Origin of the sequence: [Mycoplasma] cavipharyngis (assembly GCF_042984175.1) — a bacterium.
Lineage (GTDB): Bacteria > Bacillota_I > Bacilli_A > Mycoplasmatales > Mycoplasmoidaceae > Mycoplasma_N > Mycoplasma_N cavipharyngis.
Genome location: NZ_CP155569.1, coordinates 183,556 through 201,498 on the forward strand (window position 1 = coordinate 183,556; position 17,943 = coordinate 201,498).

The window sequence follows — 17,943 nt, forward strand, 5'->3', positions numbered from 1 at the left end:
TTGATTTAATTAAAACAAATTATAACATAACAAATTTAAATGTTAATTATGGCTCTAATTGCTATAAGAAATTAAATTTATTTTTTTAATAAAGCAAACATTCTAGATTTATATGCTTCTACTCCTGGTTGATCAAATGGATTAACATTTAATAAGTATGCTGAAAACACAGCAGTAACACATAAAAAAAAGTAGAAATAACCAAAATTTTCAATTGATCAATCGTTTAATTCTAAAACAAGATTATTAACTTTACCTAACTCACTATGAGCTTGTAATGTTCCTAATGCTGCTTGTTGGTTAATAAAATGAAAATCTTTATTAACTAATCAATCTAATTGATCATCATCATTGAATAATGAAGGTGGAACAACTAAATTTTGTTTTGCTTTTTTAATTAGTAAAATAGTTTCAAAAAATGATTTATCACCATCTTGAATTAATTGTCCAACAGAATGTAAATCAGTTGTGAAATTTAAAATTATTGGCATTAATGCTTGATTGTTTTTTCCTTCAGATTCACCAAAAAGTTGTTTAGCTTTTTCTAATAAAAAAATAGCATCTAAATCATATGTTGCTAAACATTCTGTTTTTAATTTTTGATGAAAGTACATAAAATGTCTAATTGAAGCATACAATGCTGCAGGATTATTGTTAAAATCACTATGATAACATTCTTTTTTAGCTAATTGCGCTCCTTTTAAATATTTTCGCACATCAATTCCTGCTAGTACACTTGGTAGTAAACCAACTGCAGTTAATGTTGAAAATCTACCACCAATATCATCTTCTAAAACAAAATTTTGATAATGATTTTGATCAACTAGTTTTCTTAAAACACCCTTGCTTTGATCAGTAATAGCAACAATTAATTCTTGTGCTTGATCAGGGAAATTTTTATAAAGTTGATTGCGGAATAATCTAAATCCTAATGCAACTTCTAAAGTAGTACCTGATTTGGAAATAACAACAATTGCAAATTTTTTGCCTTCTAATTTTTTTTGTAATGCAGCAAGATAATTAGCAGAAAAAGTAGCAACAAAAATAATTTTTAGACCAGTTGAATTAAAAAATCCTTTAGATCATTCAATCCCAGCTCTAGTGCCAATGTATGATCCGCCAATTCCTAAACAAATGACATATTCAACATTTTTTTTGATTCACTGATCACGAATGGCTTCCATTTTTTGAATTTCAGTTTCATGATCTTGATCAACTCATGTAACTCAACCTGATCATTTTTTAGCACCAATGGCACTTTTATTGTCTCAATTATTAAAAATATCTCTGATCTTATTACTATATAATTCTTCTAATTTTGTTTTATTAGTATCAACTAAATAATCGGTTTTAATTTTTAAACTCATTCTTTTTATTCCAATTTCTTAAATTTATTATTGATTTAATCATTATTAAATATTATAAAGCCATTTTTATGAGAATATTTTTTAAGATTATTAATCTTTTTTAATAATTTTTTATTTTGTAATTAATCTTATCCACTTGAAATAATTATTAATTTACTTTGGATTGTTAATATTTAATATAAGATAGATAAACCAAAGATATTTTAAAAAAACAAAATATTACTTTTTTATAAGGAAGGTTTTTTATGATCAAGAAAAATAATAAGAAGAAATTGTTACAATCATTATTAGTTTTGTGTTCAGTTATTGTGGGAAGTAGTACATTAATTGCTTGTGCTCCTAGATTAGATGATCCATCATTTAGTCAATCACTTAATCCAACTAATAATAATGATAATAATAATTCATTAGCAAAATCAATCGATTTTAAAAAAAGTGCTAAAGATTTTAAATTTTCACCTTCTTTTTATCGTGTAAGTAAATTAATTAATTTATCTTTAGTTGATCAAATTTATCAAGATTATGAAGGTGTTTTTGCCCCTAGTAAAATTAGTGAATTAGCAACATTTAAAAATTTAATTGTTGGATTAAATAATAAAACAAAAATTGTTAATGATATTCTTGACAATTTAAAATTTTTAGATCTAACTGATGAAAATTTGGCAATTGATTTTAATCAGTTATTAATTAATTTTGATTTAGTAACTAATAATTTAAATTTAACTAATCCATCTAGTGAAACTAAAATTACAATAAAAAACTTTTCAATGCAATTAAATATTGCTAATAACCATAATAATAATTTTAGTTTATTTAATAATGCAGTAATTATTCCCGCTAAATCAAGAGCAAATGTTAAGATCAAATTAAATAGTGGTTTAATCAAGCTTTATTTAACAAAAGATAATGATTCTTCTGGTCAAGTTGATCAATATTTTGTTGCTTGAAAAATTGTTGGTGATCAACCAGGGATTATTGAAACGATTGTTATAGATTCAGCTTTAGTTAATAGTAAGAAAAATTTATTTAGTAGTAAAAAGGTTAGTGAAATTCACCTTTTAAATGCGCATAGTTTTGCAATTAATACTTATTTTAGTAATGTTGATCATTCTATTAGTTATAAAACGATTCATAATCAAGCAATTACTAAAATTGCTAATTTAACTAGTGAGCAATTAAAAGCTGATCTAAATAATACTGAAATTAATTTAACTCGTATTTATTATGTGAACTTAATTAAAGATATTTACAATGTTTTAGAATATTGTATTAGTAATAATATTTTACAAATTAATGGTGAGAAAACATCATTAATTAAACTACTTTATAATGAGCCTTCAATTGCAGCTAAAAGAGCATTTTTAGATAATTTTGATGTTCCAGAAATATTAAAAGATTTTTTAGTGAAATTAGTAACTCCACCTTCAACAACAAATGGTGTTACAAATGAGAATAGTTATGGAGTTGATGATATTATTAGATTTTTTACTGCTTTAATTAAGTTAAATTTAGTTGATTATCTTTATCAAGATTTTGATATTCAAATTGAATGAATTGAAGATCCAGTTATTAATAAAACTAATTTAAGAAAACCAACTGTTTCTTTTAAATATCATAAAACAATTACTTTAAAAAAAGAAATTATTATTCCTTTAAAAGGAACAGTAGAAATTAATAATAAAACCGAAACATATGATGCAACAAAATTTTTTAATTTGGGAACACTTTTATCAAGTTTAAATTTAGGTTTTGAGAATTCAGCAAATTTATTTGGCATGATCTTTAATGAATTATCAAGCAAAATTAATTTAAGTAAAGTTACTATTCCTGCTAATACGAAAATTGTAACTACTTATCAAGCTAAAAATAATTATTTAGATTTTTATATGCCCAAAACATTTGATCGCCAAGTAGCTAAAAATTACACTTATGGCTGACAAGTTAATGGTGTTAAATCTTCAACTGATTATTCTAGTTTATATCAAATTATTTTACCAACTCTTAGTGAGTTAAATTTTGCTGATTCTAAAATTAATAACACTGATCTTTTTGGCGCTATTCAAGCTTTCAATTTATTTAAAAAATTTCAAAATCTTAATAAAAAAGATAATAGTGATCAAAGCCAAACAAGTCAAAAACCCACAAAAAAACCTAAAAAGCAATCAGTATCAATTTTAGATACTTTATTAAAAATATTAAATTATTTTTATCTTCCTTATTATCAATCTAATGATCCTAATTTTCTAACTCCAATTGAAAAATTATTAAAATATTTATTAGCTGATCCAATTGTTTTTATTAATGATCAAATAACAGCATGAACCTCTAATGCCTTTTATTATTTTCCAGAAAAAATTAATGATCAAGCATTATATTTAAAAACAACTGATTGAAAAAAACCACATCATACAATTTATCAAACTAATCCTAATTTAGATTTGAAATTTTTATTAAGTAATGTTCTTGAAGCAATTAGTGCTAATAATTTAGATCAAAATTTTAAGCAAGTTAATAATTATCGCTTAATTTGAAAATCAAACCAAGATCAAATAACTGCTGATAATTATCTTAAATTGTTATCAAAAGATACATCAGTAATTGAGACATTTAAAACTCATGAAGCATACCAAAACATCATTAAAACATTAAAATCAAATAGTCAAGTTGTTAATAATAATGATTATCAAAGTCAATTAATTAATCAATTTGAAACAGTTGCAACTAATAATTTTCAAAATAATTTAGCTAATGCTACTCCAAAAGTAGCAATTATTAAAATTCCTTTATTTAGTGCTTTAAGTAAAATTTTTAGTGAAGATTTTGCTCTAAATCATTTTTTAGCTAAAAATGATTTAATAAAAAATATTTTAAAAAATTTTATTAATACCGTTGTCGAATTAGATCCTTATCTTGTTTCTACAGTCTATCCACTAACCCCTGATGTTATTTCTAAAAAAACTATTAATAATTTTAGTGATGATCTTGGTGATATTAAAAATACTACTATTGATTTTATTGCACCAATTATTGATTTCACTAAATTAGTGTTTCCAAGTATTAGTGAAATTTTAAAATCTTTAAAATTGTTTTAAAATTCAATTTTTAAAAAAATAAATTTTTATTATAAGAAATTTTGTAATTAAAATAATTATTTGAATCAATTAAAAAACACCCTAATTTTATTATTAGAGTGTTTTAAATTTTTGTTATAAAAAATGGTTTTAAGAATATTAATACATCTATTGTAATAAATTATATTTAATGTTTTAAACAAACTATTTTAATGACTAAAAGCATGATAATAGGCACATAAATATAGAACTTTTGGTAGTTCTTCTTGAGATATTTGATGATTATCATAAGACAAATAAACTTGAAATTTTGGGGGTAATTTATAAAATGTTGAAAATTAAACTAAAAGAGTTACAAAATAATCAAGTTGATTATATTGTGTGTTAAACTGCTTTTTCTATTTTTTAAATTTAATGTTATATAAATTTTTTATACGATTATTTAGAATTTTTGTTCGAAAAGTTTTAATATCTGAATTAATTTTTAATTTAGCAAAATCATAAAATTGATTGTTAAAATGGTTTTTTAAAATTGAAAAATCTACTTCATTAATTTTTAGTTTTTTCTCTTTTAAAATTAGATAAACAAAATAACTAATTTGAAAACATCATGTTAGAAAATATAAAATGACAAATCCAATAAATATACGTAAATTTCGTTGGATTTTTAAATATTGTTAAAATGTTAATTCAAAATATTCATTAAAGATTAATTTTCCAAGTAATATTGTAGGAATCAAAAAAAATAATATTGCATAAACTATGCTAAAAATACATAAGAAAACAAAAAATTTCGATCAATTTTTATTATATTTCCGTCTAGGATATATTTTCTTTAGATAATCCAAATTATATCTTCTTGTCATATCAATAAGCATTAATTTTTCATAAAATTTCATTGCTCAACAAACTCCAATAGAAGTACTAATACCTAAAAGTAAAAATATATAAAATCTTAAAAAAAAATCTACATCCATAAATATCAAAACTCGCTTTATAATTTTTCAATCAATCAAGATTTAATGTTAATTAACCAAATTAAAACAATTATGTCTTAATTATTAAAAACTTGATAATTATTAATTAAATTGATAATAGAAAATAATTAGTCTAATTTATTAATAGCTTTTTATTTTTATGAAATTTAAAATAAAAGATAGCGCACTAAAAGCTATACTTATTCCAGCAGCGACAACAACAAAAAGAGTTGTAGTATTAAAACTAAATCAAGCAGCAGTTCAAAAACAACACCAATTGCAATATTCATTAATTTATATTATATTTTGAAAAATTTTATATGTTTTTAATTTCTTTTTAAGATCACTAAACTTTATATTATTATTTTTAAATAAAGTTTTTACAAGATGACTTTTATTAGCAATTTTAAAATTAGATTCTAAGTCTGATTAATATTTATCTTGTTCTTTTAAATCAATTTGAGAATATTTATTTTTTTAATAAAACTACTCTAACTTAGTATTTTTTTTCTTCAAAAATGCTTACTAATTTTTCTGGTTCAAATTTAGATTTTTTTAAAAATATTATAAGAAGTATCTTAACTAATGATCTAGTTTTTTAAGATATTCTAATATTCTAGCAATTTTTGATAATTGAAGTAAATTACAATTTCAAAAATAATATAAAAAAGACTTATAATAATTAATTTGAGAAAAAAGTTAATTAATTTATTAGAAAATAATGATCAGTTTTTAATTGTGTGATCATAAAAAAATAAAGTTTAAGTTTTTTCTAGTTTTATAAAAAAGATTTCACAAATTAACTAATTACGTGAATTATTCACGTGTATAAATATTAATTTTTTAAAAGAAAACTTTTAAATATTAACCGTTTTTAACTGTACCATCTTTCATTAATTTTAATGAATTAGTAAAATCGCCTCTTTGAGCTGCATCAGCATTATCTAAAGTAATTTTTGCAATTTGACTAAGTGCTAAATCAGTTAAATATGCTTGGTGTGATGTAATTAAAACATTGTCCATTTCAATTAGTTCTTTTCATTGTGGATCTTTTTGTTGAATTTGTTCTTTAATACTTGAACAATCTTCATAAAATCTACCTTCTTCACGTTCTAAAACGTCTGTAGCTAATCCACGAATTTTTTTAGTTTTAAGTCCTTCTAAAATTGCAGTAGTGTCAATTAATTCCCCTCTAGCTGTATTAACGATAATTACTGATTCTTTCATCATTTCAATTGCTTCTTTATTAATTATATGTCTAGTTGAAGCAAGCAAAGGAGCATGCAAAGAAATAAAATCACTATCTTTAAATAATTGATTTAAAGACACAAATTCAAATCCCATTTTTTGTGCTAAGTCAGGAAAATGTTCTTGTGCATATGGATCATACACAAGTATTTTTGCGCCCATTCCTCTGATAATTCTAATAAATGCTTGTCCTATTTTCCCCCCTCCAATAACACCTACTGTTGAACTATTAACACAAAGTCCTTGAAGTCCATTAATAGAAAAGTTATAATTTGAAATTCTTTTTTGTGCTTGAAGCAAATTTCGATTTAAAGTCATAAGCATTAAAACAGCCATTTCTGCAACACTTTCAGCAGAATAATTAAAAATTCTAAACACTTCAATTCCCAATTCATTAGCTTTAGCAAGATCAACTTTGTTATATCCCATTGATCTTTGAAGTCAGAATTTTATTCCCATTTTATGTAATGTTTCTAAAATTTCTTGATTACCATATGTGTTAACAAACACACATACAGCATCAAAGCCTTGAACTTTATTAATTGTATCTAAAGTAAGGTTTTCTTTAAAATATGTGATTTGGTGTCTATCATTATTAAATTTATCAAAATATTCTCGATCATAATCTTTAGCATCAAAAAATGCAATTTTCATAACTTCTCCTAATTATTGATTAGCAAAGTTAGATTATAAAATAAATTAAATTTTTTTTAATTGTTTTCTAAATTAAAAATTTGATAATTATTGATTAAATTACACATATTAAAAAAATAAATTAATGAAATTTAAAAAATAACTAATTTGATTATGTTTGATTATGAAAATGATTTTTTTAATTTAATCTAATATAAAGGCTTTAGAAAAAATTTTAAGATTTTGATCGATCAATTGTTTAGTAATATATTTAATTTTAATTGATAATAATTAGACACTATTGAATTACAATAATATGAAAAGTTAGAGTTAAAAAATTAATAAAAAAACTAATACTCCTATTTTTCATAAAAACAATATTTCAGAAGAAAATATAAATTTTTTTATTGAATTTATGAATAGGATATATTTTTATTTTAAATATAAGATGATAAAAATTATTTTTTACAACATTTTTCTAATGCGTTTTTAGCAGCGACTCTTTCTGCATCACGAATTGAACTACCAACACCTTGACCATAAATAACTTTATTAACAATAATTGTTACAGTATATTGATTTTTTTCTAAATCTTTAATTGACTTATATTGAATTTTATTATGACCGTTTGATTGTAATAATTCTTGTAACATTGACTTATAATCAGTTGATTCATCTAAATCATCATTAAGATAATATGTAAATAAAGTTTGATTAATTAATTTTTTAATAAAATCTTCATTTTTTTGATCTAAATAGACTGCAGCAACAAATGCTTCAAAGCAATCACATAAAATTTTTTTAGATAATTTGTCAACACCTTTACCTACAAGAATTTGTTGATCTAATTTAATTTTTTTAGCAGCTCTAGCAATTGTTTTTTGTTGCACTAATTTACGCTGAATTGTTGACATATTACCTTCAGTTAATTTTTCAGGCAAATTATATAAATTTTCACAAACAATTTTATCAATGATCGCATCACCTAAATACTCTAATCTTTCATAACAAAAATCTTGATTAATTTCATTACTATAAGAACGATGCGTCATTGCATGTAAATAATATTCTATATTATTAGGTTTGATACCTAAATTTTTTAAATATGCTTTTAATTTTGCAATATTATTAGGATGTTCTTTTAATAAACTCATAATTTATTGATTAATTTTTATCATTTTATATACTAGTTCTTATAAGGAACGACAATATTTTAATCAATTAGCAAAAAATGTTTTTTTAACAACTAATTAATTCAAACCTAAAATAATTGTTTTTTCCATATTTTTATAAATTAAAGGTTTGTTTGACAGTTTGTAAATAAATTATAAACAAAAAAACTAATATTTTAACTAGTGATGTTTTTTTAATAACTAAAAAAATACTATACTAAATTTACTAGCATAGTATTTTTGGATTTTTTAATGATTAAATTATCAATCATAATAATTGTTGATAACAATATTATAACTATAATTAATTAAATAAATTTTCAACAATTAATTTTCTAATAAAATTTTCATTATTCTGATCTAAATAGATTGCAGCAACAAGCGCTTCAAAACAATCACATAAAATTCTATTAGATATTTTGACATTATTACTTACAATAAGTTGACCTAATTCAATTTTTTTAGCAGCTTGAGCCAGTGTGCCTTCTTTGATTGAATTATTATAAATATTTATAATATCATTTAAATTATCAGATGAATTGTATAAATATTCAGAAATAATTTTATTAGTTAAATAATTTCCTAAAAATTCTAATCTTTCATAAGAAATAAATTTAGAATTGATTTCAGTATAAGAAGGGTGTGTTATTGCGTGCAAATAATAAGTCATACGATTAGGGTGCAATCCTAAACGATTTAAATAATTTTTTAAATTTTTCGAATTCATAAAATTCCTTTTTTAATTAATTTTAATTAATTAAGATATATGTTAATTATATGTATGGATATTTTGCATTTCTTTTGATTGAAATTAACAAAAACAATCCAAACATAATTTAAGTAAATTTTTATTTTGATCTAATTTAAATACGAGTTAATAAAGTTTTATTAATTAATTCTCTAACAAAATCTTCACCTTTTTGATCTAAATATATTGCAGCAATAAGTGCTTTAAAACAATGAGATAAAGTTTTGTAAGACAAACTTTGTATACTTTTGCCTACAAGAATTTGTTGATCTAATTTAATTTCTCTAGCAAATTTTGCGATTAAACTTTCTTGAATTAATTTATTCATATTTTCTGACATATCACCTTCACTTAAATTATTTGGTAATCTAAATAAATGTTCAGAAATAATTTTTTTAACTAAATCATCGCCTAAAAATTCTAATCTATCATAAGAAGGATAATTAGAATTAATTTCATTAGTATAAGAAGAGTGTGTTATTGCTTGTAAATAATAATTCAAATTATTAGGATGATGTAATCCTAAATTATTTAAAAAATTTCTTAGTTTTTGTGTTACATTCATATAGTTTTTTTCTTGTAATATATTAATTTTAATTTTTTAATTTTAAAATATGTTGTAAATAAAATAATTATTTAGATCAATAAAAAAACACCCTAACAAGCAAATTAGAGTGATTTTTATTATTTTTTTAAAATTAATATTTAATTTTTGAATGAGTTATTTTTCATTATCAAAAGCATGATGATAAGCACATCGATATAAGATTTTTGGTAGTTCATCTTGAGATAATTTGCGATTATCATAAGCTAAACACATTTGAAATCTTTGAGAAAATTTATAAAGTTTGGAAAATTGAACCAAAAGAGTTATAAAATAATCAAATTGATTATATTGTGTATTAAATTGTTTTTTGTATTTTTTAGATTTAAGGTTGTACAAACGTTTGATGTTTTTATTAATTAATTTTATTTGAAGAGTTTCAGTATTTGCAGTCATTTTTAATTTATTAAAATCATAAAATTCATTGCCAAAATGATATTTTAAAATTGATAAATCAACTCCTTTAATTTCTAATTTTTTCTCTTTTAAAATTACACGAACAAAGTAATAAATTTGAAGAGATCATGTTAGCAAATATAAAATAATAAATCCAATAAATGTTCCTAAATTTTGTGAGATTTGTAAATATTGTTGAAATGTAAATCCAGTATAATATTCAAATAAAGAATTTCCAAATAATATTGTAAAAATTAAAAAAATTGAAATTGCAAAAACCACTCCTAAAACACATAAGAAAATAAAAAATTTTGATCAGTTTTTATTATATTTGCGTCTAGGAAACATTTTATTTAGATAATCTAAATTAAATGTTGTACTCATATCAACAAGGGTTAATTTTTCATATAATTTCATTCCTCAACAATATCCAATCGGTCCTGAAATGCCTATATACAAAAATAAATAAGATATTAAAAAAAATTCCATAACTATAAAACTTCTTTATTTTTATTATTTTAAAATAAAATTTTTATTTATTTTATTTAAATAAGATATTAGTGCCTTCACTGCATTAATAATAGATATTTATTACTACTTGAAAGATGAATTTTCTATCAACTTTTAGTTAGAGAGGTTGCACTAAGACTTGATAAAATGTTTAAACTATTTTAATTAATAATTTTTGAACCAATATTTACACTTAAAAATCCAGTTTTAACTTTTAATTATTAATTAACTTGTTTGTCAATATTTATAATTGCTATGCCTAAAGCACTAGTTACTGTTTCATATACTGCAATTAATAAAGTAAAAGCACACTAAATTAAGCAGCACTCTTTAAAAACTTACTGATACAACTAAGCATACAAGTCGTATTTAATAATATCATTGTAATTTTGGTTATTTTTAAATTTTTAATAAAAATAATTGCTTTAACCATAGTAAAAAAATATGTTCATTGGATATAAATATTTATTTTAGATTGTTAAAACTTTGATGATAATTTTCTAAAATATCTTTGTTAATTTTTCAAAATTATTTGAATCTTTTTTTCAAACTAATAATTTATTAATTATTTTTAGCCATTTTATATAGTAGTTCTAATGAACTATAATATTCTAACTGACCAGCAGAACCATGTGTTTTTACAACTAATCCATTCAAACCTAAAATAATTGCTCCTGCATGTTTTTTATAATTAAAAGTTTCTTTCATAGTTTTTAATAATTTATAAACAAAAAATGCTGAGATTTTAGTTAGTCATGATTTTTTAAAATAATTTTTTACTACAGTTGCTAATACAGTTGCTGTACCTTCCATTGTTTTTAAAACTAAATTACCATCATAACCATTACAAACAACAATATCACAAACATAATTTAATAAATTTTTTGGTTCAATAAAACCAAGATAATTAATTTTAGGATGATTTTTTAATAATTGATCAGCTTCTTGTTGATAACTAAAACCTTTATGTGTTTCAGTACCAATATTTAAAATAGCCACTTTAGGATTTGGTTTATTTAAAACTTTTTGATTAAATTCAGTGGCCATTTCAGCAAATTGCACTAAGTCTGCAGCACTAACTGTTAAGTTAGCACCAACATCAATTAAATTAAATGTTTGATTTTTTTGATTAGTAGGAATAAAAGGCATGAATGCTAATTTATTAATATCTTTTTTTAAACCTAAAATAGCATATGATAAACTAACAAAAACATTAGTATTACTTGCAGATACTAAACCATCAACTGTTTTATTAGCTAAAGCAGACAATCCAAGATGAACTGATGAATTTTGTTTCTTACGAGCTTGAAAAACTGAATCAGTTTGTAATATTTCTACTGCTGCTTGAATTTTAATGATTTTAGGATTATTAATTTGTGCTAAAACATCTTTAGTACCAATTACTGTTAAATCAAGATCAGAATGATTTTTTAAAAATTGTTCACAAGCATTAATAGCATTAATTGGATTAGTTTCTGAACCCATTAAATCAACTGCTAAATTAATTTTTTTTAATTGCATTTAATTATTCCAATCGTAATTAAATTTTTTTCTGATTTGACACAAAAACCATAAACATCATTAATTTTAGTTTCTTTTTCTACAATTTGTTTGACATGTTTAATAATATCAGCAACTTGATTATTGTTATAAATAATAATTAAATTAAACTTAGTTAATCAAGTTCGAATTGAAAAAAATTGCTCAATCATTTTATTAGCAATTATTTTTAAATTATCACTTTCTAAAACAATTTTTCGACCATTATGTAATACCATTGTTGTTTCATTTTGATCATATTGTTTAATTGTCACAAAAATATGAGAAAAATTTTTAAGATAATGATGGAAAAATTTTTGATTCCATCAATTAGCTTTTCTTTTTTCATAAAAACTTAGTAGTGATAAAACATGAATTAAAGCTGTAGTTTTAACAATACTTAATTCTTGTTTAGGATTAATTAATTTTTCAATTACTTGAAATTTTTTACGTTCTTGTAAGTTGCTTGTTAAAACATAAACTTTTTGTGCTTTAGTTTCATAAATTTCTTCAACTAAATTTTTATTATTTGGCTTACCTTGTGCTTCTAAATCTCAAAAATAATTTAAACCAAAACGTTCTTTAGCAAACAACTTTAATTTAGTTGTTGGTAAAATTGCATAAAGAGCATTTTTTTTATCAGTAACAAAATCACTTGATTCAAATTTTTTAATATTTTCATTAGCATGATCTTGAAATTGTAAGTTCATGTTTTCAATTTTAACACTAATAAACTCGCCATATTTTTGTCCAATTTTTAATAAAACATCAGGATTAATGAGATGAGCATGAATTTTTAAAATTTGATCTTCTTGAACAATAACAACTGATTGAGCATTGAATTTATCAAGATCAGCTACAATTTTTTGATAATTATAATTTAATTTAGATTTTTGGTTAGGAGCAATTTTAGCACCAAGACTAACAATAAATTCACAACAATAGCCAAAATCAGATTTTTCTTCAAAATTAATAAATTTTTGTTTTAACATCACTTTCTGTTGTGCTTTTTTTGATGTTAAATTTAGTTCTTGAAATAAATTATATTCAGGAATATTAATTTCATTAGCTTCTAAAAATCCTTTATAAAATTGTAAAACAGCAAATGCTCCTGAATCAATCGCATTGTTTTCTTTTAAAACTGGCAATAAATTAGGCGATTGAATTACTGCATTAGCTGCAGCATCATAAACAATTAATAATAATTGTTCAATTGTTTCAATTGTTTGATATTTATCTGTTAATGCTTCGTGAATAAAACGAGTTACTGTTAACATCGTGCCTTCAGTAGGATTTTGTACAGCAGTATAACAAAATTGATATGAATCTTTAAAGGCATTAATTAAATGATCAATTGAAATATGATCAACACAATTTTTTAAAGGATTAGTTAAACCTTTAATGATTCGACTAATAATGATTCCAGAATTGCCCCTAGCATTCATTAAAGTTTCTCTAGCAAACATTTGAGCAAAATCATTAATTTGTTTATAGTCTTTTTTTTGTACTTCAATTAGTGCTTTTGATAAAGTTTGTTTTAAATTTAGTCCAGTATCACCATCAGGTACAGGAAAAACATTTAAATTATTAATATATTCTACTTGATCAACAATATTTTTAATTGCTTGAACTAACATCGTTTGAAATTTTTTAAAATTAAGTTGGATCATAAGAGTTGCTTGCTATTAATTAAAAAAGATTTTTATTAATTAATTAGATAAATTTGACCTTCCATTTTAAAATCAATAAATTCAAAATTCAAACAAAAAAATATTATATGATTAATATTGAATTAACTAATAAAAATCATATAACATTTAGTTTTTATCAAGATGATTAGTTTTTCAATAGTGCAGTTACTAAAACAGTATAATAAACATCTTCAACAGTTGCACCACGTGAAAGATCATTAACTGCACCATTAATTCCAACAAGAATTGGTCCAACAGCACCTCAATCACCATAACGTTGTGCAATTTTATAACCAATATTTCCAGCATTTAAATCAGGAAAGACAAAAATATTAGCACTATTTTCAAAAACTGGTTCTTTAAATTTCATTGTGCGAACTTCTTGATTAACAGCAGCATCAAACTGAATTTCACCAACCACTTTAATTGCTGTATTAGCATAAGTGGATTGTAAACTAGCAGTAGCATTAGCAACTAATTGACTACTTTCTGTTTTTGCACTACCTTTTGTTGAATAACTTAACATCGCAACTTTTGATGGAGTAGCAAAACCAATTTTTTCATTAAATTCAATTGCATTTTGAGCAATTTCTACTAATTGTTCTTGATTAGGATGAGGGTTAACTGAAATGTCAGTAAAAATTGCTTTTGCTTGATCTTTATGCATTAACATCACTGAAGAAATCGTTTTTTTATTAGCAACTGGTCCAAAAATTTTAAAACTACCACGTAAAATATCAGAAGTAGGATATAATAAACCACCAACAACACCATCAACTACTTGGTTTTTTAACATCATCATGGCGATGTTAACACGTGATTGCATCATTTTTTCTGCTTGTTCAATAGTTTCTTTACCCTTACGTAATGTGTGATATTGTGTTACATATTCTTGCACTAATTTTTCATCAGCAAAAACATTAACACATTCAACACCAACTAGATCTTTAGGAAAATCATCATTTTCAAATAACAGCACAGGAATAATTTTTTTAGTTTTCACTAATAAAGCTGCTGCTTCTTGAGTTCTTGGATCATTACCATCAATTAAAATAATTTTTCTTGGTTCTAATAATTGCTGAATTTTTTCAGTTAAAAAAGTATCAAATGTCATAAAATTCTCTTTTATATATTAAGTATTTATTAAGTTTGAAATTAACAACTAATTAATTTTTCACTTCAATTGATTATAATCAATTTAAAAAAACATCTTATATAGAAATATTATTGTTTTTTTAAATAATATAAAATATTTGTTATTAATCTTATAAATTAAAGTGATTAACAACAATTTATAATTTTAACAATTAATTAATTAGGATAAATTAAAAATTAATTTGATTATAAAAGGATTAAAAACAGAAACTAGTATATATGATTATTTTAAAATTATTTAATTTGTTTTGTTCTTAGTTTTCTTCAAATTTATTTAACAGTTAATTAAAAATTATTGATTGAAATTAGTTTATTTTGACTAAAATGCAAATGGTTAGGTTTAATAAATATTTAACTAAATAATTTATTAAATTAACATTTTTTAATTCTTAATTAAATTTTTTATCGTTTATTTAAGATTATTAAATTTTATTGAAAAATGATAATCATAATAATTAATTTGTTAAAAAGAAGATTTTTAATAATTAAATTAATTATTTTTGGTTTTCAAAAGTTGAGTTTTTGATTATTATGCGTTTAAAAAAATCACCCAAATTGATTGGGCTTGTTTTAATTTCTTTAGTTATAACTGGTTCTTCATATGGCTTATATTATTTTTTATCAAATAATTTAGGAGCACAAACATCTAATAATTATGCTTCAGCATTAGAAGTAGGTTATGATCAAAATTTTAAAATTCCCATTTTTCATAACAAATACCATGATTATCTTCAAGAATCAAATAAAATAGCTATTTTACATCCTGCTAATTTAAAAGCTGCTCAATCAGTGGAATTAAATAATAATGAATATCAAACTACTTTAAGTCAGCCTGAGCATCAATTTCAAATTAATCAAGTTAGTAGTACAACTAATAACCCTCATCAACGCTTCAAGTTTTATCAAATGAATATGACAAAAGAGCAAATCATTCAAGCATTTAAACATCGCTTTGAACCACAGTTAGCATTTTTGTTTGATTTAAAATTTAGTGCTTATGATCAGATTCAAAACAAAAATTTATCTTTTGAATATAAAAACAATTTAGTTGGTTTTAATTTAACAGAACTAGTTTTATCTAAATCATTTAGTCATAAAGTGTTTGATTATAGTGTTAATAATGATTTTATTAACACTTTAGGATCAATTAGTGGTTATTTAATTACTGAACTAAATCGTCAGGGTGATTTAATAATTTCATTAGAATTAGAAACTAATCGTTTAAGCACAAGAAAATTATCTAATGTTAGTGCTCAAAATCAATTTCAAGTTGTTATTAATCAAAATAATCAACCACAAATCTTACCAATTATTTTTTGAGACATTAATAAGTTTAATGATTTAGAACAATGATTTTGACCAATTCCTAAAGGCCCAAAGCAATTAAGTAGTGTTAAAGTTCCTCATAAAGATCATCAAACATTAATTAATGAAAATTCTTATACGACTAAATTTGCTTCTCAATCATTTGTTTATCCTTATCACAAAGTTAATCAATTAGATGATTCATCAAATTCTGTTCCAATTACTAAATTTGATAATATGGCTACTATTAAAATTAAGAGCCAAGTTTGACAAAAAGAATTTTTTAATGGTTGAAAGGATCAACCAATTCCTACTAATCCAGGTTTAAAATTACAATTTAATTTAAGTTTTAGTGTAATTGACGTTCAATATCATCAAGTTCAAAAATACCAAACAAATGTTTTTAGTTTCATTGATTTAAGTAGTTTAGTTAATGGTAACAAAGTCAAGCAAGAAATTGTTGATTATGATTTATCTAATGGTCGTTTACAAAATGCAGGAAAATTTAAACTATTCGTTAATTACAGAGTTAATATTTCTAAAGAAATTGAAATTCAAATTAGTTCTGAAGCTAATAATTTTACTTATGTACTTGATCAAGTTGAAAATGTTACTACTAATTCACAAGAGTATCAATCAAGTGCAAAAATTAGTGATATTGCAATATCAAGATATTATTATGGTGTCAATGATCAAATAACTGTTAATGCTAATCAAATTAAACCTAGAGATCATTTTGCTCAAGATTTATCTAATGGTGGTTATAGCATTGTTCAAGAAGTTAATAAAGCAACTTCATGAAGTGATAGTACTGGTTGACAACGACGCACAGTTCCCCACCATCCTTATTTGTATCAATACAATCCAATTTGAAGTAAAAAAGGAATTTTAAATTTATCTGATTATGTTGAAAACAATGCTGATTTTTTAAATAAAGTTTTTTTAACATTTAATTTTAGTGGTGTACCTAAAACTAATAATCGAACCAATATTTTATTAAATACACCTAATAGACCTTATTTAATTTCTTATACAGAACCTGGTTTTGATTTAAATCAAAAAAAATTAGCATCTAAAGAAAAAATTACATCAGCAAAAACGACTAATGATGGTTATGATAGTTTTCAAATTCCCTTTAGTAAAATTGATCAAGGTTATAATTTTATGTGAAAAAAAGTTTATGCTTTCTCAGATCGTACATATAAAATTCATGAAATTGAAAATTCGATTTTTAACACTAACATTCCTATTGAAACTTGACATTGAAGAGCAAATGATAATAAAAATTTTTCAGCAATGCGGGTTCGTTATTGGTTGCGTTTAGCAAAAGTTGATCAGTTTAGTTTTAGTTATGCAGTTGGTATTGACAGTGCTGCTTATCAATGAAATTCAAGATCATCACTAGCTTCTAAAGGTGTAGCTGGTTATCAAATTAATAATATTTTGATTGATATTAAAGATTAAATTAAAAATTTTTATATTAAATGCTAATTGATTTTTCAATTGGCATTTTTTTAGTTTAGTTTA

Annotated in this window: 12 protein-coding genes; 3 read left to right on the plus strand and 9 right to left on the minus strand. The window is 22.6% G+C overall.

Annotated elements, in window-relative coordinates; translation table 4 throughout:
- Positions 1-77 precede the first annotated feature (77 nt).
- Entirely contained in the window at positions 78-1,367 is a 1,290-nt protein-coding gene (locus tag MCAV_RS00740) for a glucose-6-phosphate isomerase (protein WP_391591988.1), read from the minus strand.
- 245 nt (positions 1,368-1,612) lie between these two features.
- On the opposite strand from MCAV_RS00740, the gene MCAV_RS00745 reads away from it, so the two are divergent.
- Entirely contained in the window at positions 1,613-4,459 is a 2,847-nt protein-coding gene (locus MCAV_RS00745) for a hypothetical protein (RefSeq protein WP_391591989.1), read from the plus strand.
- A 1,116-nt stretch (positions 4,460-5,575) separates the two neighbouring features.
- Positions 5,576-5,848 (plus strand): hypothetical protein, encoded by a 273-nt coding sequence (locus tag MCAV_RS00750; protein ID WP_391591990.1) that lies wholly within the window; start codon positions 5,576-5,578, stop codon positions 5,846-5,848.
- Between the two features lie 431 nt (positions 5,849-6,279).
- Here the strand turns inward: MCAV_RS00750 and MCAV_RS00755 are convergent, their stop codons facing one another.
- The 8 genes from MCAV_RS00755 to MCAV_RS00790 all read right to left on the minus strand — a co-directional run bounded on the left by MCAV_RS00755 (position 6,280) and on the right by MCAV_RS00790 (position 15,070).
- Positions 6,280-7,317, minus strand: a complete 1,038-nt coding sequence (locus tag MCAV_RS00755; protein WP_391591991.1) for an NAD(P)-dependent oxidoreductase — start codon at positions 7,315-7,317, stop codon at positions 6,280-6,282.
- A gap of 437 nt (positions 7,318-7,754) precedes the next feature.
- Positions 7,755-8,450 carry a ribonuclease III gene (rnc, locus tag MCAV_RS00760; RefSeq protein WP_391591992.1) on the minus strand — a complete coding sequence of 232 codons (696 nt, stop codon included), beginning with the start codon at positions 8,448-8,450 and terminating at the stop codon, positions 7,755-7,757.
- Between the two features lie 322 nt (positions 8,451-8,772).
- Complete coding sequence (locus tag MCAV_RS00765) at positions 8,773-9,195, minus strand: ribonuclease III domain-containing protein (protein WP_391591993.1); 423 nt, start codon at positions 9,193-9,195, stop codon at positions 8,773-8,775.
- A 136-nt stretch (positions 9,196-9,331) separates the two neighbouring features.
- Positions 9,332-9,781 (minus strand): ribonuclease III domain-containing protein, encoded by a 450-nt coding sequence (locus MCAV_RS00770; RefSeq protein ID WP_391591994.1) that lies wholly within the window; start codon positions 9,779-9,781, stop codon positions 9,332-9,334.
- 156 nt (positions 9,782-9,937) lie between these two features.
- The gene (locus MCAV_RS00775; RefSeq protein ID WP_391591995.1) at positions 9,938-10,705 is read right to left on the minus strand and encodes a hypothetical protein; all 768 of its coding nucleotides are present in this window, start codon (positions 10,703-10,705) and stop codon (positions 9,938-9,940) included.
- 582 nt (positions 10,706-11,287) lie between these two features.
- Entirely contained in the window at positions 11,288-12,247 is a 960-nt protein-coding gene (gene plsX / locus MCAV_RS00780) for a phosphate acyltransferase PlsX (protein ID WP_391591996.1), read from the minus strand.
- A complete protein-coding gene (locus tag MCAV_RS00785) occupies positions 12,238-13,935 on the minus strand; it encodes a DAK2 domain-containing protein (RefSeq protein ID WP_391591997.1) in 1,698 nt (565 codons plus the stop codon). Before MCAV_RS00785 ends, plsX begins: the two co-directional genes overlap by 10 nt.
- A 166-nt stretch (positions 13,936-14,101) precedes the next feature.
- Positions 14,102-15,070: a phosphotransacetylase gene (locus MCAV_RS00790; protein WP_391591998.1), complete on the minus strand. Its 969-nt coding sequence runs from the start codon at positions 15,068-15,070 to the stop codon at positions 14,102-14,104.
- A gap of 572 nt (positions 15,071-15,642) precedes the next feature.
- On the opposite strand from MCAV_RS00790, the gene MCAV_RS00795 reads away from it, so the two are divergent.
- Positions 15,643-17,880: a hypothetical protein gene (locus tag MCAV_RS00795; RefSeq protein WP_391591999.1), complete on the plus strand. Its 2,238-nt coding sequence runs from the start codon at positions 15,643-15,645 to the stop codon at positions 17,878-17,880.
- Positions 17,881-17,943 lie beyond the last annotated feature (63 nt).